General features: G+C 61.6%; 15 protein-coding genes and 1 pseudogene. 2 read left to right on the top strand and 14 right to left on the bottom strand.

The window, feature by feature from the left end:
- Positions 1–31 precede the first annotated feature (31 nt).
- The 7 genes from gspG to JX001_RS11385 form a co-directional block, all read right to left on the bottom strand.
- Positions 32–484 (bottom strand): type II secretion system major pseudopilin GspG, encoded by a 453-nt coding sequence (gspG, locus tag JX001_RS11355; protein ID WP_165118651.1) that lies wholly within the window; start codon positions 482–484, stop codon positions 32–34.
- 13 nt (positions 485–497) lie between these two features.
- The gene (gene gspF, locus JX001_RS11360) at positions 498–1,715 is read right to left on the bottom strand and encodes a type II secretion system inner membrane protein GspF (protein ID WP_165116528.1); all 1,218 of its coding nucleotides are present in this window, start codon (positions 1,713–1,715) and stop codon (positions 498–500) included.
- Positions 1,715–3,268 (bottom strand): type II secretion system ATPase GspE, encoded by a 1,554-nt coding sequence (gene gspE, locus JX001_RS11365; RefSeq protein WP_205681117.1) that lies wholly within the window; start codon positions 3,266–3,268, stop codon positions 1,715–1,717. Before gspE ends, gspF begins: the two co-directional genes overlap by 1 nt.
- Complete coding sequence (gene gspD, locus JX001_RS11370) at positions 3,265–5,220, bottom strand: type II secretion system secretin GspD (protein ID WP_241004620.1); 1,956 nt, start codon at positions 5,218–5,220, stop codon at positions 3,265–3,267. The genes gspE and gspD overlap by 4 nt, the downstream gene beginning before the upstream one ends.
- Before the next feature lie 158 nt (positions 5,221–5,378).
- The gene (locus JX001_RS11375) at positions 5,379–6,152 is read right to left on the bottom strand and encodes a type II secretion system protein N (RefSeq protein WP_165118649.1); all 774 of its coding nucleotides are present in this window, start codon (positions 6,150–6,152) and stop codon (positions 5,379–5,381) included.
- Positions 6,153–6,421: 269 nt separating this feature from the next.
- Complete coding sequence (locus JX001_RS11380) at positions 6,422–9,070, bottom strand: TonB-dependent receptor domain-containing protein (protein WP_165116522.1); 2,649 nt, start codon at positions 9,068–9,070, stop codon at positions 6,422–6,424.
- Positions 9,071–9,153: 83 nt separating this feature from the next.
- On the bottom strand, positions 9,154–10,671 hold the full coding sequence (locus JX001_RS11385; protein ID WP_165116520.1) for a beta-helix domain-containing protein: 1,518 nt from the start codon (positions 10,669–10,671) through the stop codon (positions 9,154–9,156).
- An 892-nt stretch (positions 10,672–11,563) separates the two neighbouring features.
- Here JX001_RS11385 and JX001_RS16480 point away from each other — a divergent pair.
- Positions 11,564–11,842 (top strand): recombinase family protein, encoded by a 279-nt coding sequence (locus JX001_RS16480; RefSeq protein ID WP_350354494.1) that lies wholly within the window; start codon positions 11,564–11,566, stop codon positions 11,840–11,842.
- Between the two features lie 114 nt (positions 11,843–11,956).
- On the opposite strand, the gene arsH is transcribed toward JX001_RS16480, so the two are convergent.
- The 6 genes and pseudogenes from arsH to JX001_RS11415 all read right to left on the bottom strand — a co-directional run bounded on the left by arsH (position 11,957) and on the right by JX001_RS11415 (position 19,456).
- Positions 11,957–12,703: an arsenical resistance protein ArsH gene (arsH, locus tag JX001_RS11395; protein WP_165116516.1), complete on the bottom strand. Its 747-nt coding sequence runs from the start codon at positions 12,701–12,703 to the stop codon at positions 11,957–11,959.
- Positions 12,700–12,951 (bottom strand): annotated as a pseudogene (locus JX001_RS11400) (ArsC/Spx/MgsR family protein); the annotation flags it as partial. The pseudogene JX001_RS11400 and the gene arsH, both read right to left, overlap by 4 nt.
- Positions 12,915–13,115, bottom strand: a complete 201-nt coding sequence (locus tag JX001_RS16320; protein ID WP_165118647.1) for a recombinase XerD — start codon at positions 13,113–13,115, stop codon at positions 12,915–12,917. The pseudogene JX001_RS11400 and the gene JX001_RS16320, both read right to left, overlap by 37 nt.
- Positions 13,116–13,308: 193 nt before the next feature.
- Positions 13,309–14,979, bottom strand: a complete 1,671-nt coding sequence (locus JX001_RS11405) for an alkaline phosphatase D family protein (RefSeq protein ID WP_165116507.1) — start codon at positions 14,977–14,979, stop codon at positions 13,309–13,311.
- 10 nt (positions 14,980–14,989) lie between these two features.
- Entirely contained in the window at positions 14,990–17,503 is a 2,514-nt protein-coding gene (locus JX001_RS11410) for a TonB-dependent receptor (protein WP_165116505.1), read from the bottom strand.
- Positions 17,504–18,016: 513 nt separating this feature from the next.
- Positions 18,017–19,456 carry an IS1182 family transposase gene (locus JX001_RS11415; protein ID WP_241004621.1) on the bottom strand — a complete coding sequence of 480 codons (1,440 nt, stop codon included), beginning with the start codon at positions 19,454–19,456 and terminating at the stop codon, positions 18,017–18,019.
- A 938-nt stretch (positions 19,457–20,394) separates the two neighbouring features.
- Between JX001_RS11415 and JX001_RS11420 the strand changes: the two genes are divergently transcribed.
- The gene (locus JX001_RS11420) at positions 20,395–21,012 is read left to right on the top strand and encodes a hypothetical protein (RefSeq protein ID WP_165116501.1); all 618 of its coding nucleotides are present in this window, start codon (positions 20,395–20,397) and stop codon (positions 21,010–21,012) included.
- A 158-nt stretch (positions 21,013–21,170) separates the two neighbouring features.
- Here the strand turns inward: JX001_RS11420 and JX001_RS11425 are convergent, their stop codons facing one another.
- Positions 21,171–23,561, bottom strand: coding sequence for a hypothetical protein (locus JX001_RS11425; RefSeq protein WP_205681120.1), 2,391 nt, complete (start codon positions 23,559–23,561; stop codon positions 21,171–21,173).
- Positions 23,562–23,714 lie beyond the last annotated feature (153 nt).

The raw sequence follows: 23,714 nt of genomic DNA on the forward strand, positions 1-23,714 counted from the left end.
GGTGAAGCCACCGCGCGACCTGCGACCTGGTCTAGCTCTGCCAGTTGCCAAGGTCCGCATCCTCACCCTCGCCGCCCTCCTTGCCGTCCGCGCCCCAGGAGAAGACGTCAAATTGACCGCCATGCGTGCTGGGGCGGCGATACTGATAGTCGCGGCCCCAGGGATCCTTCGGCAGGCGGCGTACATAGCCGCCTTGTCGGTAGCGGTCGGGCTGCGACAAGCCTTGGGGCGCTGTCACGAGGGCCTGCAGGCCCTGGGCGTTATCCGGGAAGGTGAGGTTGTCGAGCCGATAGGTTTCGATCGCCTGTTCCAGCGTCGAGATATCGGCTTTGGCCTTTCCAACCATGGCCTTGCCTTGGGCCGGCAGGACATTGATGGCGACAACTGTCGCCAAAAGACCGATGATCACGATCACCACCATCAGCTCCACTAAGGTGAAACCGGCGCGTCGGCGGCGTTGCGCCTGTTTTTGGTCCTGGGTCATATCAAGCAACTCCTCACCCCATCGCCAGGGTATTGATCTGAAGAATGGGCAGCAGGATCGACAACACGATCAAACAGACGATCCCGCCCATGACGACGATGATCGCCGGCTCCAGCAGGCTCAGCATCACGGCCGTGAACGTCGCGAATTCGCGCTCGAGATAGTCGGCGGCGCGGTCCAGCATCGGCTCCAGACGCCCGCTGCTCTCGCCGGAGGCTGTCATGTAAACAAGAATGGGCGGAAAAACGTCGGCTCGGCGCATAGCGCTGGACAGGCCGCCGCCTTCGCGCACCGTATCCGCCATCGTCTCGGTCGCGCACCTCAGCGCCCGGTTGGACACGGTGCGGGCGGTAATGGTCAGACCCTCCAAAACCGGAAGCCCAGCGGCGATCATCGTCGACAGTGTCCGCGCCATCTTTGCGCCATGCAGATCGCGGGTCAGTCGCCCCACCAGGGGCAAGCGCAGTTGAAGGCTGTCGATCGTCAGTCGGAAGGACGGGTTCCGCCATAGCGCCGCAACACCGAGCGCCCCGATGGCGATCACGAGCGCGAACAACCAGCTCCAGTTCTGCATCAGTTCCGATACCCCGATAACCAGGCGCGTCAGCAGCGGCAGGGTCTGACCCATGCTTTCGAACTGATCGACGACCTTCGGAACGACGAAGGTCATCAGGGCCCCGATGACGCCCAGCGCGACGACGGCCAGTACGAGAGGATAGACCAGGGCCGTGATCACCTTGCCCCGAACCTGTTCATCCATTTCGAGCCTGTCGGCTAGGCGCTCAAGGATCGACTGAAGCGCGCCGGACGTTTCGCCCGCCGAAACCATCGCGCGATAGAGCGGCGGAAAGGCCCTGGGTTCTAGGGCCATCGCATCCGACAGACGCCGCCCGCTCATCACTCCGCCGTGCACGGTCTCCAGAATCATTCGCACCATGGGCCGATCCGCCTGAAGCGCGATCGTGCGCAAGGCTTCTTCGATGGGCGCGACCGAAACCAGGGTCGCCAGTTGCCGTGTCGTCAGCGCGAGGGCTTTGGAACCCAATCGCCCGGGCTTGCCGGAAGGCGCGCGTTCGACGCGGGACGATGCGCTGGTCGAAGGCGTGATGCTCAGGGGAACAAGTCGCTTTCGATCCAAGGTCTTTCGGACAGCGGCATCGTCCGTCGCCGCCACAGCGCCCGTGACGGTTCGGCCCGCCGTGTCGACAGCCACGTAGTCGAATAAGGCCATCAGGCCGCGACTCCTTGTGGCGACGCTGGAATCTCAAGGTGTGCGGCGTCCTGCGGGGTTTCCTGCCGGGCGACACGGACGGCTTCCTCGACAGAAGTGACGCCGGCGACGACAAGTTCACGGGCGCTCTGGCTCAAGGTGCGCCCTCCCCCGTCCGTCGCCGCGAACGCGACCGCGGCGATCTCCTCTTCTCCAGCCTCGGAGGCGATCAAACGCCGGACGCGATCGTCCACGCGGATCAGCTCGTAGAGACCTGTGCGTCCGACATAGCCCGTTTGGTTGCAACGCGCGCAGCCATGCGGTCGCCACACCATCTGGCCGACGGCGACTCCCGCTAGTTTGGCGGTTGCGACATCTGCTGGTTCCGGACGTCGACACTCGTCGCACAGTCGTCGCACCAGCCGTTGGGCGACGATCAGCCGAAGAGTCGAGGCCAATAGGAAGGGTTCCACGCCCATGTCGCGCAGGCGCGTGATGGCGCCCGCCGCGTCGTTCGTATGGACGGTTGTCAGGACAAGGTGTCCCGTCAACGCCGCCTGAACGGCGATGCTGGCCGTCTCGGCGTCCCGAATTTCACCCACCATGACCACGTCCGGATCTTGGCGCAGGATGGCGCGAAGTCCGGCGGCGAAAGTCATCCCCACCTTGGTGTTGACTTGGGTTTGGCCCACGCCGTCGATCGCATATTCGACCGGATCCTCCACGGTCAGAATGTTGCGGGTCGCATCATTGAGCAGGGAAAGACCCGCATAGAGGCTGGTCGTTTTGCCCGATCCCGTGGGTCCGGTCACCAATATGATGCCATTGGGCTCTGTCAGCGCCGCCCGAAAAGCCTCAAGCACTGGCGGATCCATGCCGAGTCGATTCAGATCCAGATCGGCCTGCGCCTTATCGAGAATGCGCAGCACGACACGTTCTCCGCCCCTTGAAGGCAGTGTCGAGACACGAACGTCCAAGGTCTTGCCCCCTAGGGCGAGCGGAATCCTTCCATCCTGCGGCACGCGTTTTTCGGCGATGTCCAAACGCGCCATGACCTTGATGCGCGATACCAGAAGCGGCGTGATCCGCGGGTTTAGACTGAGAGCCCCGCGCAGCACGCCGTCCACCCTCATCCGGATCGTCAGCTCGTTTTCAAACGGCTCCAGATGGATGTCGGAGGCTCCCGCCCGGACCGCTTCGGCAATCACGCCGTTGATCAGCCGGATCACGGGGGCGTCGTCGGCGGTGTCCAGAAGATCGGCGGCGGCCGGCATGTCGTCGATCAGACTATCCAGACCGCCGGGCATGCCGCCGCCCGGCAGACCCAGATCATCGCCGTCGCCGGTCACTAATGGGTCGCCCGCATAGATCTGCGACAGATAACGATCGAACGTCGCCTGATCCATGTGTTCAATCTTGAGCGGACGCCCGAGCACACGGCGAGCCTCTATGAGACACGCCGGGTCGGCCCCTTCCCTCAAGCCCACCGAGGCGACTTCGCCGGCCTCGAGCAGGACCACGCCGCTGCGCTTGGCGAAACCATAAGGCAGCGTCGGATTGATCCGCGTAATCATGGGCGACCGCCAGGGGGCGGAGCGCCATCCGCGACAGGTTGCAGGGGCGCCCCTGCAACCGATGCGACAGGGGCGGCGCCGACTGGAAGCTGTTCAGGCGGCGTTGCGCGCATATACTCACGCAACATTTCGTCCAGGCTGGGCTCAACACCTGGCGTGGCGTTCATTTGCTGCCGGCGCATATAACCCCAACGATCAGCGGCCAGCCTTTGGGCGTCCGCCTCCGACCTCACGATCGTCGGACGGATGAAGATCATCAGGTTGGTTCGGCCTCGCTGACGGCTGGAGGACCGGAACAGAGCTCCGATGCCGGGCAGGTCGCCTAGCCCCGGGACCTTGTCGATCGACAGCCTGTCATTCTGGTCGAGCAGGCCGCCGGCGACCGCAATCGCCCCGTCATCGACGACCATGGTGTTCTCCAACTCTCGCTTGTTGAGGACGAGATCGGACGAAGAATTCGTCAGGACGCCATTGATGCTCGACACCTCTTGACGCACGTGGAGTGTGATCGAGCCGCCTGCATTGATCTGAGGTCGAACGGTCAACTTAACGCCGATGTCCTGGCGCTGAGTCGTTCGGAAGGGATTGGAGTTGCCGTCGAGCAGCGTCTCCCCCGTCGTGATCGGCACCTCCTGTCCCACCAGGATTGTGGCCTCCTCATTGTCGAGGGTCATCAGCGACGGCGTCTGCAGCAGGTTGGAGCCTTCGTCAGTCTTCGCCGCATTGATGATAAAGCCGAACAGGCCGTCGCCGATGCGGCCGCCACCGCCGCCGACAAAACCGTTCGCACCCAGCAGACTGTTAAGCGCCAACCTCTGTAGCTGATCACGGACGGTCGCATCCTTAGGATCGTCCAATTGAACGGCGACCGCGCCGCCTGCGATCGGCGCCAGAGGGGTCGACCGATTGGGATAGTTTGTCAGCCCTGCGGGATTGCCGTCTTCCCCCGCTAATACCCATTGCACGCCAAGCTCGCGGACCGCCGCATCGCTCAGTTCCACAACGATCGCCTCAATCAACACTTGCTGGCGACGAGCGTCGAGCTGGCGGATCACTTCGGCGAGCATCCGTTGCGTATCTGCTGAGGCCGAAATCACCAGGGCATTTGCACCGGGGAAACGCGCGATCGTGGCTTTTTGACCAGGCAATACGGTGGTCGGCGCCGATGCTGTCGTGTCCACAGCCGCCGCCTGACCGACTCCGCCCGACCGGGCCTGGCTTGCAGGCGCGGCATTGGCGCTGGCTGCCGTGACTTGCTGACCCACGATCTGCTGCAGGACGGGCAGAAGCTGTTCTGCGTTGGCGTGTTCGAGGAAGACCACCTTGACGTCGTCCGCCGATTGGGCGCGCCGGTCCAGGTCTTCGATCAGCGGGCGAACGCGCGCGACGGCTGCAGGATCTCCGCGCAGGATAACGGAGTTGGAGCTCTCGACCGGCGTCACGGACACCATGCCTTGTCCGGGCTGTCCGCCCGGCGGTGCAAGAACCGTCTGAAGGACGGCCGCAATCTCACGCGCCGAGGAGTTCTGCAGCGTCAAGACATCGAATGTCCCACGATCCACGTCGATGCGGCCAATCAGGGCGCGAATACGCGTCAGATTGTCGGCAAAGTCCGCAACGACCACGCTGTTGCCGGCGGGGTTCGGCAAGACCTGTCCCTGGGCCCCCACCAATGGTCGAATGGTTTCCGCCGCCGAGGCAGCGTCGATGTTGCGAAGCTGGAATACCTCGGTCGAGAACCGCTCGGTTCCGACGGTCGACGGGCCTTGCGCCGCACCGGCCGCTGGACTGATGCGGTATGCGCCTGACCCTGTCGGCGTCACGACCAGACCGTTGGCGCGCAGTGTCGACAGGAAGACTTCGAACAGCTCGGCGCGACTTAGTGGCTTGTCACTGGTCACCGTGACGGTCCCTGTCACCGCGGGGTCGACGATAAAGGTCCGCCCGGTCATTCGGGCGACATCTTGAATGAACGCGCGGATGTCTGCGCCTTGAACGTTCATGGTCTGCCGGCTGGCGGATTGGGCGATGGCGGGCGAGGCTGCGATCGGCCCCTGTACGAGCAATATCGCCGACAAAACGCCGACAAGAAGGTTGGAACTGCGTCGGTTCACCGAGTTGTCCTTATGGTGGTCGTCTGCACTTGGCCGGCTCGCTCGAAACGGACTTCGGCATTTGCGCTATTGGCAAGCTGGCCCCGGAGGGCGGCGATCCGGTCGAGGCCGGTCAGTTCATTTCCGTTGACGGACAAAATCACGTCCCCCGACTGGAGACCCGCTGCGGCCAGATGGTCGCCGGAACCCGAAACCGTGAAGCCCTTGATGGCCATTCCCTGCATCCGGGGACGCAGCGAGGCCTGGGCCATCAGTCTAGACGGATCAACGACAGCCACGGGGGCAGAGGGCGCGGAAGCGGGCGCTATAGGACCGACCACCTGTTCGCCGGCTGGCGGCGGAGGCGGAGGCGGCGCGCCAACGGGCACTTCAGAGAAGATCAGGCGGCTGACAGACTGCCCCCGCGCCAGGGTCACATAGTTCTGACCGACTTCCTTGAGCACCAAACCGGGTTCGACTTCCTCGCCAACCCCTACGGAAATCTGCCGGCCATCAGCCAGGCCGATAATCGCGGATCCGTCCCCTGAGCCGCCACTGCGCACGCCGAACAGGCGAAGCTGGGTCGCGTCAGTGTTCGTCACATCAGCCAGGCTGCTTACATCGCCTGTGCGGAAAAAGGCATCGAAGCGTTGAAATATGCTGGTGTCGGCAGGCTTGATCGGCGGCTGCGGCAGCGGGGCCATGGATGGCGCCCGGGGATCGACCACGATCCACACCAAACGCCCGGCTTGAACTAAAAGCAAGGCGACCAAGACAGCCTCAGCCGCCAATCGTAGACGCGAGCCGCGGTTAAGAACGCGCGCAGACTGCGCAGTCGCGGATGTCCACTGGCGAAGTTTAGAGATCACGTTTGCGCGCCCGACACATGCCGTCGCGTCCAATGCGCGCGGCAAGTTCACGCTCCTAGACCAATCGGCGAGAGGCGGCTTCACTGGTATGCGACATCCGCGAGAACGTCGTGTGACACTTACGGTGCATGCGGATAGATTGTCGTAAAAACGCCAGGGGCCGACTGGATCGACCCCTGACGCTCTATGCCTTAGAAACGCGCCGTCAGGCTGACCGAAGCGCTGGATCCGAGATCGTAGTTGTTGATACGGATCTTGCGGCCCTGTTCCTGATACTCGTCGTAGTCGGTGCCGAGGAGATTGCGCAGCTCAATAGCAAATCCGAGATCTTGACCGATCACGCTGAAGTCCTTGCGGTACACCAGATCGAGAAACACGCCAGGATCCTGAATCAAGTCCGGCTCGCCAGGACGGCCACGCGCCGAGGTCCTTTTGGAGACGTAGTTCACGATGATCGTGGCTTGCGACCTCGCCGTATCGTCTTCCCAGCCGAACTGCAGGTTCGCGACATGGTCCGACTGGCCTTGAAGGCGGCTGCCGTCAATGACGTAGAAGGAAGCCGGCTGAGCGACGCCGAGGCTGGACTGGGTCGTGACGGTATCCCCGTCTTCGACCTTCACCTCAGAGTTGGAATAGGTGTAGTTGCCGGAAACAAGCCAGCGTTTGCTGGAAATGAAGGACAGGCCGTTGTCCGGGAACTCCCAGAACTTCTTCGCCTCCAGTTCGACCCCCTTAACGATCGCCTTCGGGGCGTTGATGAACGTCTGGGATATGCTGGCGCCCTGATCGACGACGCTGGATTCAACCGGCTTGTCCAAATCCTTGTAGAAGAGCCCGAACGTCACATACTGGTTGCGAGCGAAATACCATTCGTACCGCGCGTCCAGGTTCAGGAACTCGGTGTTCACCAAATACGGGTTCCCGATGAAGGTCCTGTCGCTCTCTACGTCGGTGTATTGCTGCGGCGCCAGTTCGCGGAACTGGGGCCGCCCGATGGTCTTAGACGCACCGAACCGCAACTGCATGTCTTCGGCGAAGTTCCAGGTCACAGTCGCCGCCGGCAACACATAGCTTTCGTTGATTTCAGTCGGAAGAAAGCCGGTCGCCCCACCGAAGAGGTCGAACGGATTGACGCTTTGCTTGCCGTCTTCGAACCGGACGCCGAGGTTTAGGTTGACCAGAGGTATGACCTCGGCCTCGACCTGACCGTAGACGGCGTTGACACGCAGTTTCGCATCATATGCCGAAGCGCCGTTCGAACCCGTGATTTCTTCCAGCTGAAGCGTCGACCCGATGTTGAAATCAGAAAACAGGTAATCGACGCGCGAAAGCTGTTGTTCCGGGGTCAAGCCGTTGGGGGCGATGAAGTGAAGCAGACGCTGCTGCGACGAACGGTCATTGTCGCTGCTCGCCACGCCTAGGGTGAACTTAGCTTCACGCGCATCCGAAAGCGGCAGAGTATAGCTGACGTCTGCGCCGCCCGAGATGATGGTGTCGTCCAGGTTGCTGAACGAAATACGGTTGGTCTGGATGTTGTGGATAATATCGCCAGTTGCGTTCTTGCCGTAGCCGAACTGGGTCTCATACGGCGCATCACGCGAGGTCTTCGCATAGGCCACACGCCAGGTGAAATCCCACGCGCCTAGCGTGTGATCGCCGGACAACTGTGTGGTGAACAGCTGACGGGCGAACCATTCGGTGTAGTCGGTACGGCGATAGGCGCCGCCGCCCAAGTCGTCAAATCCAGCGACCGAGCGGGCTTCCTTTGTCGTGTTTCGGACGTAGAAGTTGGTCCACTTAATCTCGTTGTCGTCGTCGGCGAGGCTGAGCGAGCCGAACAGATTGAGACCGATATTGTTCTCGTTGGAGCGGAACACGTAGTCGTCAGCCAGCACTAGCTGACCGCTGTCGATACGACCGGATTGTCGCACGCCCTGGCGACCCTTCCAGCTGTTGTCATAGCCCGCGACGAAAACGGCGCCCAGCGTCCCCCACGGGGTCTGCATGGCGTTGCCGCCCGTCAGGCTGAAGCCAAGGTTCGCAGGTGTCTGCTCTTTCTGGAGAAGTCGCAGTGGAGCGTTCTCGAGCGACTGACCAAGGGTCCGAAGCTGAGCAGCCGTGTAGTTTGGCCCGACCTGAATCCGATTCCCCGATTGGAACGCGAGGTCGATGCCGCCGGGCAGACTGCGGGTGCCGTCGTCGAAGCCGGTGAAGTCCGTGCGCGATCCGAAATAGATCAGGTTGTTTCGGCCGGTGAACTCCGTATCCGCGCCGACAGACGCCTTCATCGTGAAGAAGGCTTCGGTCGGCGCTGAAAGAGTCTGAAGATCTATGACGCCGCCGCCGAACTCACCAGGGAAGCTGGCCGAGTAGGTTTTTTGAACAGTAACGCCCTTCAGAATGTCGGACGGGAACAGGTCCAGCGGAATCACGCGTTGAAGCGGCTCAGGGCTGGGCAGAGGTGAGCCGTTGAGCAGGGCGGACGAGTAGCGCTCACCCAGACCGCGGACATACACGAACCGGCCTTCGACGACCGACAGGCCGGTCACGCGCGTCAAGGCTGCGGCGGCGGAAGAATCGCCGGTGCGTTGCAGGTCTTCGGCCGTCAGGAAGGCGGCCACTTCCGGGCTGGCGCGGTTCGGCTCAGGGATGAAACGGCCAAGAACCACAATCTCATCGACGGTGGACGGCGTCTGATCGATGTCGGTTTGCGACTGAGCCGCCGGGGTCTGCTCGACCGGAGCCGAAGGGTTTTCGGTTTGTGCGAGTGTCATGCCAGGCGCGACCATCGCGCTTGTGGCTAGCAGGACCCCTGTCAGGGTCAGAGTAAGTGTCTTCATGATCTGCGCCTTGAAGGGGGGTGTGACGAAAGCAGGCGAAATGGGACGGGGACCCGACTGGGTCCCCGTCCGCCTTTTCGTCATCAGCAGGTCGAACCGGCAGCCAAACCGCAGGTCCAGCCGAGGTACCAGGTGTCGGCAGCGTTTCTGACGGCGCCGATGTAGGTGACCGAGGTGAAGAACGGATACAGCGCAGGCGCATTGGCGGCCGTGACCGCTGTCTCATTGGCGCCGTTGATGAAGGTCAGACCGTTGTTCGTCATGGTCGCCCCCGCCGGGGCCGTCATGGTCGACGTGCCGGTTGCGGTGTTGTTGACGTTGGTGGCGTTAATGAACACCGCCTCCGTCGCAGCCGCGTTCACGTTGCTGTCGTTCTCATAAGGACGCGAGCACGCGAAATAGACCGAGCGGAAGATCGGCGCATTCGTCACCGTCTGCGCGTCGTCGATGTCGAGGCAAGCCGCCGCCGAGGTGGTCGGGTTGGTGAAGACCGAGTTGATGATCGACGGCGACGTGCCGGTGTTCAGTGTAATGATCGCGTCGGCCGCCACAGCGGCGTTACGTCCCACGATGGTGAAGTTCGAAACCTTCGGCTGGGCGAAGTAGGTCGTACCCGACGGCGCGGCCGACCATTCGAAACCACGGCTGCCGTTGGTCACGGCCGTTGGCTTCTGGGTGATGATGCCGAACTGCGCGCCACCGCGCCAGCCGGTGTCGGTATCCAGACCATCATCGTCCGCGCCGTTGATGACCAGATACCTGAGGTTGACGTTGCCGCCGAAGATTTCGATGCCGTCGTCCGACGAGTTGTAGGACTGGAAGTGATCGACAGTGGTGCCCGATCCGACGCCGGCCAGTGTTAGGGCCTGCAGCTCGTTATTCGGCGAGATCTCGAAGCCAGAATAGTTGACCTGAACATAGCGAAGGCGGCCCGAGTTGTCGGCCGGGCTGTTGCCGCCGTAGTTGGCGCTGGTGCCTTCGATCTGACCGACGCAGGCTGCGTTCGGCGCCGTGACGCCCACGGGGCAGACGGCAGTCGGCGCGCGACCGGCGATGACAAGGCCACCCCACTGCCCTTGCGACGTCGGGGTCGTGGCGCCTTCGACATTCTGCCGACTCGTAAAGATGATCGGGCTGGTCGCGGTGCCTTCAGCGAAGATTTGCGAGCCGCGATTGACCAACAGATAGTCGGTTCCGCCAGAAGCGAAGACTTTGACGCCGGCTTCGATGGTCAAGATGCCTTGCGTCGAACCTGGAGTCGGGGCGGCGGCGTCAGGTCCTCGGTCAGTGCCGACTTCCGTGCGACCCGAGATCGAATAGATGGTTCCCGCGCGCAGCGGTACGGTCAGCGAGCCGAGAATCTGTTGCGGTAGTTGGCAAACCCGCAGCGTGCCGTTGGCGATCAGGCCGACATTGGCAAATCCCGTGGGGCAATCGCTCGCCGGAGTACCGTTGCCAGGAGGCGGGTTGGTCGTTCCGCCGCCGCCGCCGCTCCCGCCGCCGAAATCGCCTTCGCCCGGCGAGGCGACCTCTGCGGAGCCGCATGCAGCAAGAGCCAGAACGCAGGTTCCAGCCAAAAGGATATTGGTCAAGCGAAGCATAGAGATCCCCTAGGATTGTCCGCGGGTCACTGCGCATCGGTTTGACGCAGTCCAGCACCCCTCCTTATCGACCTATGCTTTTATTGTAATAGACTCATGACACGATGTTGACAGATTCTATTTTCCGTCTTGGGCCTGATCATTTTAATTTGTAATCGTTGCCACCATTGGCACCGTAAACCACAATAAGGCTTGCCTCAATTTCCGAATATTCCGTCTACTGTGGAATCTTTTCATATTTGTCACAAGATTATTTTTAGCAGCATGTCGGTGCGACAATATTGATCAGGATCAATCGGTCGTTCCCTGTTGTAAGCTGAAAATCCACTTATCGAACGCGGCGATGATTGACCCGATAACGTTTTCTGCGACGCCAGTTCTCTTGAGATGCTGTGTGTGGTTTACATCCGACGAAAAAGATCGGTCTTTTATACCCCTTCCGCTCAAACAGGCTGCGGCGAATAATAATTTCGTTATTGTTCGAGAGTACGGTTGTTTAGACATCCCTACAGACCGGAATATAGTTCGCAAACGGGTGATAAGCGATCTCAAACGGAGCGTTATAGGCGCGATTATTGCTCCCAGTCTTTCGACCGTCGCGCGCTCGCACTCTGAACTTCAAGACTTAGCGAGCGCTATTGGCCTTGCTGGCGGGCGCCTAATTTTGACTGACGATAACCTGGATACTGATCGTTCCGGCGCTCAGGCGTTTGCGAACGTCTTGCTGGCGACTGCGATGTGGCGTGCGTCAATCAACGGCAGCGACGCCAGAAATCAACTTATCTCTTACTCTCCCGCCCCGGTTCAGCGCGTTGCGGCAGCACCATTTGGGTTTTGGTGGAGCGACGGCCGTTTAGAGCCTCACCCCCTTGAGGCGCCCATCCGCCTTGAGATGTACACCCTTTTCGCCTCCCTCCGGGACTTGGCCGAAGTCACGACGTCTTTGAACAGTCGAGGTCGACGACTACGCAGGAAGAAGCGCTTCACCCCTGCGGAGGTCAAACGGATAATTCAAGATCCAGTGTCTATGGGGTTGTACCGAGGGAACTGTAAACACCACCATAACGTGGATGCTCAAGCAGCTGCCAGCTCAGTTTCCGTCCATCCAATCGTCACAAAAGAACTCTGGTCGGAATGCAATAATCTCATCGATTCTATCAGCCGCGCTTAAGACCAAATAGTGTTACATCCATCCAGCTATTACACTGATTTGTTCGGAACAGGTCTTTAGTAGAGTACGTGCTGGTTCAGCTTTTAGGCGCTACAAAATTGCTGGGGAAGGCGCTCATTTTTCTGCGACCGCGATTGCTGAAAGATCCGCAGCGGCATCAGCCGGTAATCCGCCAGCCTTTCGCTCGGAATAGCGGTCAACGAGCATGTGGGCATGAGGTCGGGTCAGGACCGTGAACCGCACCAGTTCCTCCATGACATCGACGATGCGGTCGTAATAGGCCGACGGCTTCATCCGGCCTGCATCGTCGAACTCCGTGAAAGCCTTGGCGACGCTGGATTGATTGGGGATGGTGATCATCCGCATCCAGCGCCCGAGCAGGCGCAGGGTGTTGACGGCGTTGAAGCTCTGGGAGCCACCAGACACCTGCATGACGGCTAGGGTGCGGCCCTGGGTGGGGCGCATGCCGCCGATGTTGAGCGGCAGATGGTCGATCTGAAGTTTCATGATCCCGGATACCTGGCCGTGGCGTTCGGGGCTGCACCAGACCATGCCCTCGGACCACGAGGCGTGCTCACGCAGCTCGTGCACGGCGGGATGATCGTCGCCCGCCACCTGATCGGTCAGGGGCAGGTCGGACGGATCGAAGATGCGGGTCTCGCACCCCATGTGGCGAAGCAGGCGGGCCGCCTCCTCGACGCAGAGGCGTGAGAAGGACCGCTCACGCAGCGAGCCATAAAGCAGCAGGATGCGGGGCGGGGGATCACCGGCTTCGAGACCCAGCGCCGGCGTATTCGAAAGATAGGCCGCATCGAGCGCCGGCAGATGGCTGGCATCAGGCAGATCGCGAAGGCGGTTCATCTGCGCACACGGCGCCCGTCGGCGTCGATAACGACTTCGCCATCCTCCTTGGTGAAGGGTTTCAGTCCCTCCGGGGGCAGCAGGTCCAGCACCGTCTCGGACGGGCGGCAAAGTTTGACGCTTAGGGGCGAGACGACAATGGGGCGGTTCATCAGGATCGGATGCGCCGCGATGGCGTCCAGCAGCTGGTCGTCCGACAAGCTTGTGTCGCTCAGGCCGCGGTCGGCGTAGGGCGTGCCCTTTTGGCGTCCAATGCGATGTTGAACATCGCAAGATCCCGTATCGATCCAACGGACTTCAGGTGCTGACGGATCGCCCAGATGTGCTTTGGCTTGAGTGGGGCCTTCGCACCGGTCATTCGACCAGCGTTCCAGGGTTTGCGGGGTAAACGAAACAGATCGGGCTGGCTCATGGCCACCTCCCACGATCAACACCCCCCTCCTCAAAATACGCTCCAAACAACCTAGATGCGCCAGCAGCGGACATTGGCGCCTTCTCGAGACGCAGACGTCAGCTGCGTTGCTCCAGGGCAGGCTGCAATCTTCGCGGCCTCCAGACGGGCCCGCTACAACAGAGGCGCGCTGCGTTGTTGCACACTGGAGCGCTCAGAGTTCTGTCAGGCCGCCCGTCGGCGAGACAGCAAAGGCCTTCGCCCTCTTCAGCTCATAGGGTTTGGCCGCGATGGTGGACACGGCGCACAGCTCGCCCACGACCCGATCCTGCGTGATATTCAGCATCACATAACCCTTCGATGTCTGGTCGCAGAACCTCACCTCGGGATTGGCCGCCGACAGCGCGGCACCCAGCGGCAGGCCGCCCACATGGTCCCCCGGCGAAGGGCTGGAGATTGAGGATGTGCCGAACTCCACCGCCCGGCGCGCGCCGTCCTTGTCGTGGAGTTCGTTGACCCAGAAGGCGTGACTGTCGCCCGACAGGACGATGGGCGCGACGTCCGCCGCCGCAAACGTCTCGTACAGACGCTCGCGCCCGGCCGGATAGCCGTCCCAGCTGTCCAGATTGAACGGCAAGCCCAGCTTGAACAGCTGTATCGCCGCCGCGACCTGCGGCCGAGCGTCTTCCGGCAAGGAGGCGACCATCTGCTGGAGCTGCTCCGGCGGCATCATGCGCGAGATGTCCGGTCCCTTGACCTTGGCCATCACCACCTGATTGCCGATGATCTGCCACGGACGACCGGCCGCCTTGGAGCGGCTTAGCGTCTCGCCGATCCATTGACGCTGGCGCTCGCCTAGGAGATCGCGATCCGGCGCCTGACGCAGAGCTTCGAACGCCGCGACGTCCGGCCCGCCCGCCGCCGTCTTGGGCATGTCTGCGAAGGTCATCTGCTCGCCGCGCGCCAGCAGCCGCGTCTCGACCATCGCCAAGGTGGCCAAGTCGCCGAAATCGAAGCTGCGGTTGATCGCCGCGTTGAGCGCGCCCGACTTGGGCTCGCGGATCGGCATCCATTCGTAATAGGCGCGAAGCGCGGCCGCCTTGCGGGTCGCGAAGTCGCCCTCGGTCTCGGGCTGGTGGTTCTCCGCGCCCGTCATCCAGGCGTCGTTGGCCACCTCGTGGTCGTCCCATACGCAGATGAAGGCGGCGCGGGCGTGGGCGGCCTGAAGGTCGGGATCGGTCTTGTATTGGGCGTGCCGCGTCCGATAGTCGGCCAGGATGACGATCTCGTGCGCCGGCTGCGGAATCCGGTTCAGGGCCGCGCCCGTACTCATGCCATAGGCGGACGGCTCGGCCCCATATTCGTAGATGTAGTCGCCCAGGTGGATGACGGCGTCCAGCCGGTCCCGCTTAGACAGGGCGTCATAGGCGTTGAACAGGCCGCCGGGATAAAGCTGACACGACACGACGGCCAAGGCCAGATCGGCGGTCGCCCCCTCCGGCAGGGTCCGCACCCGGCCGACCGGCGAGATCACGCCATTGGCGACGAAGCGATAGAAATAGTCGCGTCCCGGCTCCAGGCCCTGGCCGTCCAGATCGTGTTTGACGGTGAAATCCCGCTCGGCCCGCGCGCGAAGACCGGTCGAGCGACGAACGATGTCGCCGAACCCGGCGTCATTTGCGACTTCCAGCACGACGGCGACCTCCCCGACCGACGGATCGGCCGGGGTGACGCGGGTCCAGAAGACGGCCGAGCGCGTGTCGGGATCGCCGCTGGCCACCCCGTGCAGGAAGGCGACCGATCCGGTGTTGGCGTCCTGCGCAACGGCGGGCGACGCCGCCCCCGCGCCGAGCAACCCAAGAAGACTGCGGCGATCCATGTTCATCGTCGAACCCTTACAGCTTGAGCTTGAATATGAGGCCGTACGACGCGGGCCGTCCGGCGATGAAGGTCGGCATGCCCAGGCCGTCGCCGGTGTTGCCGGCGTCCTTGATGTAGTCCTCGTCCACCACGTTCTCGCCGAAGGCCTCGACGCCCCAGGCGCCCGAGTCGGGCGTGTAGCGAACGCGCAGATTCAGCAGGCCGTAGGCGTCCTGATACTCGTCCTGGATCAGGTCGCGCACGATGTTGCGGCTCTGAAGCGCCGGGATGTCATTGTCGTCGCTGAAGAAGACCTTGGACTGCCAGGTGTAGGTCGGCTGGACCACGATCGCGCCGCCGGACACCGGCAGACGCCAGGTCGCGCCGATCGAGACGGCATTGTCCGGCGACAGGCGGAACTGGTTGCCGTCATAGATGCCGTTCTCGAACCGCGAGTGGTTGTAGGCATAGGTGGCGAACAGGTCGAAGTCCGGCGTGACGGCGAAGTTGGCCTGGGTTTCGAAACCATACGACTTGGCCTCGCCGGCGTTGGTGACGATGAACGTCGTGCCTTGCTGCACCGTCGTCTGGAAGTTTTCGTAGTTGTACAGGAAGACCGCGCCGTCGATCCGCAGGCGGCCGCCCAGCAACGACGACTTGGCCCCGATCTCATAGCTGTCGACCGTCTCCGCCTCGACCGGAGCGAACCGGGGCAAACCTAGCGGCTCCGACGGCGCCGAGGCGCTGATGACCTCCGGGCGACGACCGCGTGCATAGTTGGCGTAGACGTTGGTGTCGTCCGTCAAGGCGTAGCGCGCCGTCAGACGCCAGGTCACGCCGTCGTCCTTGGAGTCGAAATCGGCGAAGTCGCCGTTGTTGGCGGTCGGCTGCGAGATCAGGCCGAACAGGGGGAAGGCGCTGGCGGGAATGGCGAGATAGGCCGGGTTCGCCAGGGCGCCGAGGAAGGTCGGAACCTGCGCCGCCGGAATGGCGCCGGCCTGAAGCGCCAGCAGGGCTCCAAGGGCTGAGCGGCTCTGAACCGAACTGGCGAAGCCGGTGGTTTTGTCGTCGCGGGTGTAACGTAGGCCTGCCGACACCTCGAACCGGTCGGTGAAGGCGTAGGTCGCGTCGGCGAAGAGGTCGTAGGACGTCAGCTCCGAACGGTTGGTCGGGGTCTCGATGTGCGCCGACTTCAGATTGGCGGCGATGGGCGCGGCGAACGCTCCGGCGCCCAGCGGCGTCAAAAGACCGCCGAGCGCAGCCTGGGCGATGGCGGGATAGGCGGCCAGCGGCAACGTCCTGTCCCCGACCGTCGCAGGCGAACCGTCCAGCAGGCCCGACAGCTGCGCCAGGATCAGGCGTTCATCGAACTGGGTCGGAGTGCGCTGATAACCCTCTTCCTGGAACCAGCCGGCGCCGACGAAACCGGTCAGCCGACCCCCGTTGTCGAAGCCCAGACGCAGGTCCTGGCTCCACTGTTCGCCATGCGTGTCCTCGGCGGCGGTCAAAAGCGGGAGGGACACGCCATCGGCGTCGAAGGTCTCGTAGTTGGTAAACGCGCGATAGGCCGTGGTCGCGTTCAGCGTCCAGGCGGCGTTCAGGTCGATGCGCGCCAGACCCGTCACGCCCCAGACTTCGCGGTCCAGACCCAGCGCCTTGCCGCCGTCGAACGCCGCACCGCGTGTCAGGGCCGCACCCTCCCACGGTTCCTTGCCGCCCAGGACGGCGCCGGTGTTCGGATCGGCCGGCGCATAGGCGACGGACTTGAACGACGTCCCCGAGGCGTTGTCCTTCTGATAGTTGCCGATCACGTCGAACCGCATCGCGTCCGACGGCGTCCAGGCGCCGGACGGGCGGAAGGCGCGGGTCTCGATCGCGTTGAAATCGTCGCCGCCCAGCAGGTTCTCGACGGAACCATCGCGGGTCTTCAGGCGTGTCGCCAGGCGCAGCCCTGCGGTCTCGCCCACCGGCAGGTTCAGCGCGCCCTCGACCATGCGATAGCCTTCGTTGCCGGCCTCGATATTCGCATAGGCGTCGGTCGCGCCGGGACGCGCGCGGTTCTGCACCAGATTAACCGCGCCGATCAGGGCGCCGCGCCCGTACAGGGTCGATTGCGGCCCCTTGGCGACCTCCACCCGCTCGAGGTCGAACAGTTCGACATAGGAACCGCGCGACTTGGAGATCGATACCCCGTCCTGGAACACAGACACGCGGGCCTCGGAGGTCGCCGCGCCGGAATCGGAGGTGATGCCGCGCATCACGAAGCCTGGATTGTTTGGCGACTGGTTCTGCACCAGGAAGCCCGGCACGAAGGCAGACAGCTGTTCGAACTCCTGAATGCCCAAGTCTTCCAGGAACTGGCCGGAATAGGCCGTCAAGGCGAAGGGCACGTCGATGGTTTTCTGCTCACGCAGCTGCGCGGTGACGATGACGTCGTCCACGTTGTTGACCAGCGCCGGCTCCTGCGCCCAGGCGGCCGATCCTGCCGTCATGGCGCTCGTCAGGGTCGCTGCGGCCAGCAGTCGCGTCTTCAATGTGGTCGTGGACATCTGATCCCCCAGATTCGGCTAAGTTGGGGAGGTGCCTACGATGGCGCGATGTCGAGGCGACGACATTGCCGCATCGCTTTGACGACGAGGTCTGCACAGTCTCGCGACTGTTCATCCGACCTCGGATCTGATGGGGCTGGGCACGGATGGTCGCGCAGGAGTGCTCGCCGCTCCGGAAAGCTATCCGACTTGCCGACGCCTGACACCGCGATTTCATCTTGCCAGCCTTCTCTCGCGAAGCAGCTCCAAGCGCGCCGTAGCGAAGTTTGCCTGGAACGTCGGGTCCGCCTTCAGGGCAGCGAACAGCGCGGCGCCCACGATGCGACCGGCCTCGACATCGCTGGCGTAATGGACACCGCAGATCGTCCGGCTATCACTATAGGCCGCCTCGTCGGCCGGTAGAGCCCTTACCCTTAGCAGACGCTGTGAAGGTCTCTATTGAGTCGAGGCCGTGTAAAAACGTACTGAGCTGCTGCGGTGCGCGAGCGGCATTGAGGCCGGAGCGCCTCCTTCTCAGGCCCTGATCGCTTCCATGAGGGGCTTGGTTCCGAGCACCGCCATCGCCCGCTTCATGTTGTAGGCGAGGATGTGGAGGCTGATCTCAGTCTTCACGTTGGGCAGGCGCTTCGTCAGGAAGTGGGTGTGGCCCATCCATGCCTTGATCGTGCCGAAGGGGTGTTCAACCAGCCGTCGTCTGGTGCGCATGGCGCGCGGGGCGAGGTCCATCCGGGCCTGCAGCGCATCGATCACGGCTTCATGCTCCCAGCGGGTGATCCGACGCTCGACGCTGGGCGTGCACTGAGGCTTCAGGCGGCAGCCGGTGCAACTGGCTCGATCCCAGTAGCGGTGCAACGTCAGCCCCTTTTCGACGGTCGTCATGTGATGCGCGAGCAGTGCTCCGGCCGGGCAGCGATAGACGTCCTGATCGGGTAGGTAGACGAAGTCCTGCTTGCCGAAGCGGCCCGCCGCTTTGGCGCCTGACGTCAGCGGCTTCGGAACGTAGGGCGTCACGCCCATGGCTTCGCAGGCCAGGATCGCCTCGCCAGAGAAGTAGCCGCGGTCCGCCAGCACATCGAGCGCCTCGACGCCCATCGCGTCCTTGGCCTTGCCCGCTATCGACGCCAGCTGCTCGCGATCACTGCCGGTCATCACCACCTCGTGGGTGACGATCAGGTGATGCTCACCTTCGACGGCGGATTGGACGTTGTAGCCGACGATGCCGCTGCCTCGACCCGACGTCGCCATGGCCCGCGCGTCGGGATCGGTCAGGGAGACCTGGCCGTCGGGTGACGCCTCGACCTCGGCCTCCATGGCCTTGAGCATCGCCATCTGGTCGCGCAGCCGATCGATCTTCTCGACCAGTCTTCCAGACCGCGCCTCTGCCGCTTCGCCCTCGTGACGATCCGCCGTGTCCAAGTCCTGAAGATAACCGGCGATGTGCTCGGCAACTTGTTCGATCCGCCGCTTGACCTTGTAGGCGGTGAAGTTCTTGTCGCGGGTGTTCACCGCCTTGAACTTCAACCCGTCGATGGCGACCAGCGCCGCGCCGAACAGGCCCAGCTGGCGGCACAGCACCACGAACTGCGCGCACGCCGCCTGGATGGCGGCGCCGTTCTCGCGGCGGAAGTCGGCGATGGTCTTGTGATCCGGCGCCAGCCGCCCCGTCAGCCACATCAGCTCGACGTTGCGCTGCGCCTCGCGCTCCAGCCGCCGGCTCGACTGCACCTTGTTCAGATAACCGTAGACGTAGAGCTTCAGCAGCGTCGCGGGATGATAGGCCGGACGCCCCGTCGCCGCCGGCGTCATGCCCTCAAACCCCAAGCCCTTCAGATCCAGTTCGTCGACGAACACATCGACCACCCGGACCGGATTATCCTCGGCCACATAGTCGTCGAGACACTCGGGAAGCAGCGTCGGCTGCCGGCGATCTGCACCTTGAACGAAGCGGCTCATACCCACCTCCTGCTGACTTCAGAAGGCTAACCTAATTCGCTCGATCCGGACGCGTTTTCACACAGCCTCAGTCAGAAGCGGACGCCCCTCCCCTGGCCGTCAGTGCGTTTCTCTTAATGTGCACTAAGAGCGGCGCCATCAATTGAATCGCGCTTATACTTCTGACACCTAACGTATAATTTTCGCATTAGGATAGCTAAGATATACATCCCGCCCGGAACCTGCGGAGCAAACATTTCTACCTAGTAGATATGCGCCCCTATAAAATCTGACGGACTTGAAATACTGTATTGGTCGAGGCAATTTTATTCAAACTACGCAAATATCTCGCATAGTTCTGCTGAAATTCGTTGACTGAGACACCTCTCAGGGTGAACTTGCTCTCAGCGTGAGGGCCGCCCTCTCCCCTTTGGGGAAACCATCGGCGGCCAATCCGGGGAAGGCTAATCCTCGGAAAATGAAGACAGGCAAAAGCCGACCGCCGCGCTCCCAGCCACTTTCAACAAGCGATGAGTCACGCCCAAAATCTGGCCGTGCTCGTCTAGCAGGAGCAACTACGACAATGACGCACGAAACAGAAAAGTCTGCGGCACGAGCCCTCTACATATTGATGGAAGCGCGAGACTCCCTTGGCAGTCTCTTCGACGTTAGGTCTGACATCGCAAAAATAGAAGATGACGAAGGGTGGGCTCCAATCGTCTCTGTTGCTTACCGAGCAATCGATCATGCGATTACCCGCCTTGGTGGACCTCCAATCGAGGCAATCTACGAACTGAAGAACACCACCTGGCGGAAATCCCTCCGGCTTTCGACGAAATCGGCGCAGAAATCGCAGCCGCGATCTTTCGGCACTGATCTCTCGTCGTTTGCCGTTGAGTAACCCAGTCAACAGCCCCGGGCAGCCACGACAACCATATTAATAAGCCGAAAGACGCATCATGGTACGCACAACCAAGCCGCCGAAACTTCCACCTCGCGCCACTATCCACTCGACCCCAGACCAAGTCCGAGCCAGCCCTACGATCAACTTCAAAGCCAAGAAGGGGTCAACAAAGGGAGGCAATAGGGCAACGATTGAACGGCTACACGTTGAGCGCAAACCCAGAAAGCATCCGAACCGCATGCGGCATAACGCGAAGGATGACTTACTCGATCTCTCCAGCAGTTTGGTGAAGACTTTAAGGCACGCGGTAGCAGTTTCCGCTGACGCGCATGGGCAGGAAAAACATTGGACTGACGAATACGAGGCAATCCGCGCCATGTTGAACGATGAAATCGAGCGCACCTATGGGCCGCTGCCGGCTCAAGTCCGCGAGTTGACGAAATTAGTCGATGACTGGCGCGAGGAGCATGGCATCGTCTCGGAATGGACGGTATACGCGTTGCTGCATCTCTCCATCCGCTACGCGTGTGCTGCACCGACGGCGGTAGAGGCGCTTATTCCGTTCAATGTTGCTATCAGCAAACTGACGCGCCGCATTAAGCGCGCTAAAGAGCGCATAGATGATCATTGGAGCAATGCCGCCGGAGTCACAACACCGCTGCCATGGTGTTGAATTCGCCTACGATAGGCTGAGCGATATCCGCCGCAGGGGTATCTGCCTCAGCGGCGGGTTGGCTGCGTCACGCTCAGTGCATTTGTCTCAATGTGCACTCAGCGCCGGGCTGGCTCCGTAAGTGAGTTGCGGCACCGGATCGTTGTTCGGCCGGCCACCTACTTCGGAAGGAAACCTAACTCGAAAACCATCGGGCGTAGCTTGGCCGACAGTGCTGCGTATGCGCGTTTGAACGGCTCAAAGTCTGTCAACTCAGCATCGCCGTAGGCGTCGAGGGCACGGCGAATTTGATACCAACCCGCATCAGGACGACCGAGTTTAAGCTCTTCGCGGATCTTGCGAGGGAACTGGATGGCGTGAAAGCGCCGCCACAGTTTGAGTCCTTCATCAAGAACAGCCTGCGCCTCAGCCGAGAGGGCTGTATTCTGCAGCCGCCGGACCATGAAATCGGACTCAAAACGACCCGCAACCCCGACTTGTGCCTCGGTGAAGGGGATGAAGTGATTTGTCAGCGACCAGTCCTGATCGTTCCAGTGAAGGCCGTCGGCCCCGGCAGTCAAGTTGCCGCCGTTGAACAACATCCAAACGAGACAGTCGGATTTGAACTCATCGGACAGCGGCTGAGTGGGTTGTAGGAACTGGTCTCGGTCGTTGAGCCATGTCGGTTTGATGAGGCGGCGGACCGCAAACACAACAGCTGCCGAGGCCAGATTGTCAGGCGAAACAAATACTCCGCCACCATTTCTGCCAGTATAGATTGACGAAGTCAGGCACGTACCCGTAGTCGCATTCTGTAGGTCATTATTACTCGCGAATAGGTGTCCCAGAGCGCCTTCAAATGAGCGCTTCTTTCGCGGATTTTTTGATGGAGTAAGCGCGTTGGACAGCGGTAGCGCTAGTTCGCCACGTGCCTTCGGCGAAGGTATCCAAGCGTTCAAAAGCGAGGACGTCGGACGCACAACATACGTCTTTTCGCCGATGAGTGCGCCCCGACGGTCTAGGACGGTTGTTGCGATGTCGCTGATCGGTTCCTTGTTAGCCTGATCCCAGATCAGGAAGCCGATCGGGAACTCGCCCTTAAGGCCATCGAATGATCGGCTGTGTACGACGAAACCACTGAGATACTCGGCTTTCCACGCTGTCCGAAATGGCTCAAAATTTGGTGCGTTTACGTACTTAAGCGTGCTGAACATGGCGAGAGTCGCCTTCGGCAGCTCTTGTCGGATTCGGATCAGGAACTGGGCGAACAATTCCTTGCTCGCATAGCCGAGTTTCATCTCGCGCATCCAGCCGTTGATGCGCGTCTTCTCAACGCCGATCTTGTTCTCATCACCGCGTGCAATGCCCGACCCGCTCTCCGCATAAGGCGGATTGATTAGAACTAGGATTGGCTTCGCCCCCTTCTTGCCCTCTCGAGCGTCGGCGATTGCCTGCTGCAGTGCCTGCGGGACTTTCCCCGACAGGGCGTAGTCGATCTGGCCGAAATCGGTGACGTCGTCGTTGAGATAGTCGTACTGGAATATCTCAGCGCCAGCGAAAGCAGGGTTAGATTTCATGATCGTCACATCGGCTTGGTCGAGCGTCGACATGAACACGTTGCGGAGGTTGCTGTGCTTGGCTTCGAGGTTGCCGACGCCAGCGCACATGTCCCACACCAAATAGCGGTCCTGCCAGTTTGGTCCCAAGGTCGCCAGGATCTGGTCATAAGCCTTATCGACGATGTGAAGTGGGGTATAATAAGCCCCCTTGAACTTCTGCTCATCGACAGGAAGCAGGCTGTCGCGGCGTTCGAGAAGGTAGTGACGGTGCTTCTGTTCCGGCGGACGGTGATAGATTGCCCAGAAGTTATTGTAGCCCCGCTTGCTAGCCAGCTCGTAGGTCTGGCCATTCAGCAAGAAGGTTGGACCCGACGCCGTCATCAAAAGACGCGCCGGTAGGTTGTTCATCGCCTCCCGATCGCCGTCGTGCATGATGTCGGCGAAAAACAGGACGGCTAGGTCGCTTGGGTTTGCTACGCCGAGTTCATTGCCGATCAAATCGACCCAACGGTCGAACACCTGGCGAAGGTTGTCGGGCGTGATCGACGTTCGGATGATACGATGTTCGCGGATAGCGTCCTTAATCGCCCTGATGAACGCGTCTTCGTCGTGAGCGATCTCGTATTCGACAATGTGAGTTTGGACGTAGGGGGCGATCTGCGCTGCCAACTCTGCGCCAGCGCCCGAACCAGACTTCGGCCAGACGATCGTCCTGTCATCCAGAAGCGGAAGCGCTTTTTCGGTCGACATTATCGCGGCCTTCGCTCGGTCTATCACAACGAGGAAGGCCGGAACCGCTTCGCCACGTCTCCGGGCAGCGCGGATGTAGAAAAGAAGCTGCGCGAACATCTCGATCGAGGGCTTCGGCGCGTCCTTCGCCTCGAACCAAATCTCCTCGGTTTGAATGTCGACGAGGTTCTTAGAATAGCCTTTCAGGCCAAGCGCCTTGATGTAGGCGTCCTTGACGTCCTCTTCAGTTCGAGTGCGCTTCAGGTCGTCGAACAGGGTCATGGGGCCAGCCTTCCAGCGTCACGCCGTTTGCGTAGATCGATTTGGGTAAGGGGATTCGTCACCGAGCGCGCTTCGCCAATCTGGAGTAACGGAGAGTCTACCCGTTCCGGAAATCCAGGAAGCGGACCGTCCGAAGATCCCCTCTCATGACCC

The organism is Brevundimonas fontaquae (genome assembly GCF_017086445.1).
Classification (GTDB): Bacteria; Pseudomonadota; Alphaproteobacteria; order Caulobacterales; family Caulobacteraceae; genus Brevundimonas; species Brevundimonas fontaquae.

Excerpts from the sequence above, each read along its gene's own strand:
- gspG (WP_165118651.1), bottom strand. The coding sequence starts at position 484 with ATGACCCAGGACCAAAAACAGGCGCAACGCCGCCGACGCGCCGGTTTC.
- gspF (WP_165116528.1), bottom strand. The coding sequence starts at position 1,715 with ATGGCCTTATTCGACTACGTGGCTGTCGACACGGCGGGCCGAACCGTC.
- gspE (WP_205681117.1), bottom strand. The coding sequence starts at position 3,268 with ATGATTACGCGGATCAATCCGACGCTGCCTTATGGTTTCGCCAAGCGC.
- gspD (WP_241004620.1), bottom strand. The coding sequence starts at position 5,220 with ATGACCGGGCGGACCTTTATCGTCGACCCCGCGGTGACAGGGACCGTC.
- JX001_RS11380 (WP_165116522.1), bottom strand. The coding sequence starts at position 9,070 with ATGAAGACACTTACTCTGACCCTGACAGGGGTCCTGCTAGCCACAAGC.
- JX001_RS11385 (WP_165116520.1), bottom strand. The coding sequence starts at position 10,671 with ATGCTTCGCTTGACCAATATCCTTTTGGCTGGAACCTGCGTTCTGGCT.
- JX001_RS16480 (WP_350354494.1), top strand. The coding sequence starts at position 11,564 with ATGTACACCCTTTTCGCCTCCCTCCGGGACTTGGCCGAAGTCACGACG.
- arsH (WP_165116516.1), bottom strand. The coding sequence starts at position 12,703 with ATGAACCGCCTTCGCGATCTGCCTGATGCCAGCCATCTGCCGGCGCTC.
- JX001_RS16320 (WP_165118647.1), bottom strand. The coding sequence starts at position 13,115 with ATGAGCCAGCCCGATCTGTTTCGTTTACCCCGCAAACCCTGGAACGCT.
- JX001_RS11405 (WP_165116507.1), bottom strand. The coding sequence starts at position 14,979 with ATGAACATGGATCGCCGCAGTCTTCTTGGGTTGCTCGGCGCGGGGGCG.
- JX001_RS11410 (WP_165116505.1), bottom strand. The coding sequence starts at position 17,503 with ATGTCCACGACCACATTGAAGACGCGACTGCTGGCCGCAGCGACCCTG.
- JX001_RS11415 (WP_241004621.1), bottom strand. The coding sequence starts at position 19,456 with ATGAGCCGCTTCGTTCAAGGTGCAGATCGCCGGCAGCCGACGCTGCTT.
- JX001_RS11420 (WP_165116501.1), top strand. The coding sequence starts at position 20,395 with ATGGTACGCACAACCAAGCCGCCGAAACTTCCACCTCGCGCCACTATC.
- JX001_RS11425 (WP_205681120.1), bottom strand. The coding sequence starts at position 23,561 with ATGACCCTGTTCGACGACCTGAAGCGCACTCGAACTGAAGAGGACGTC.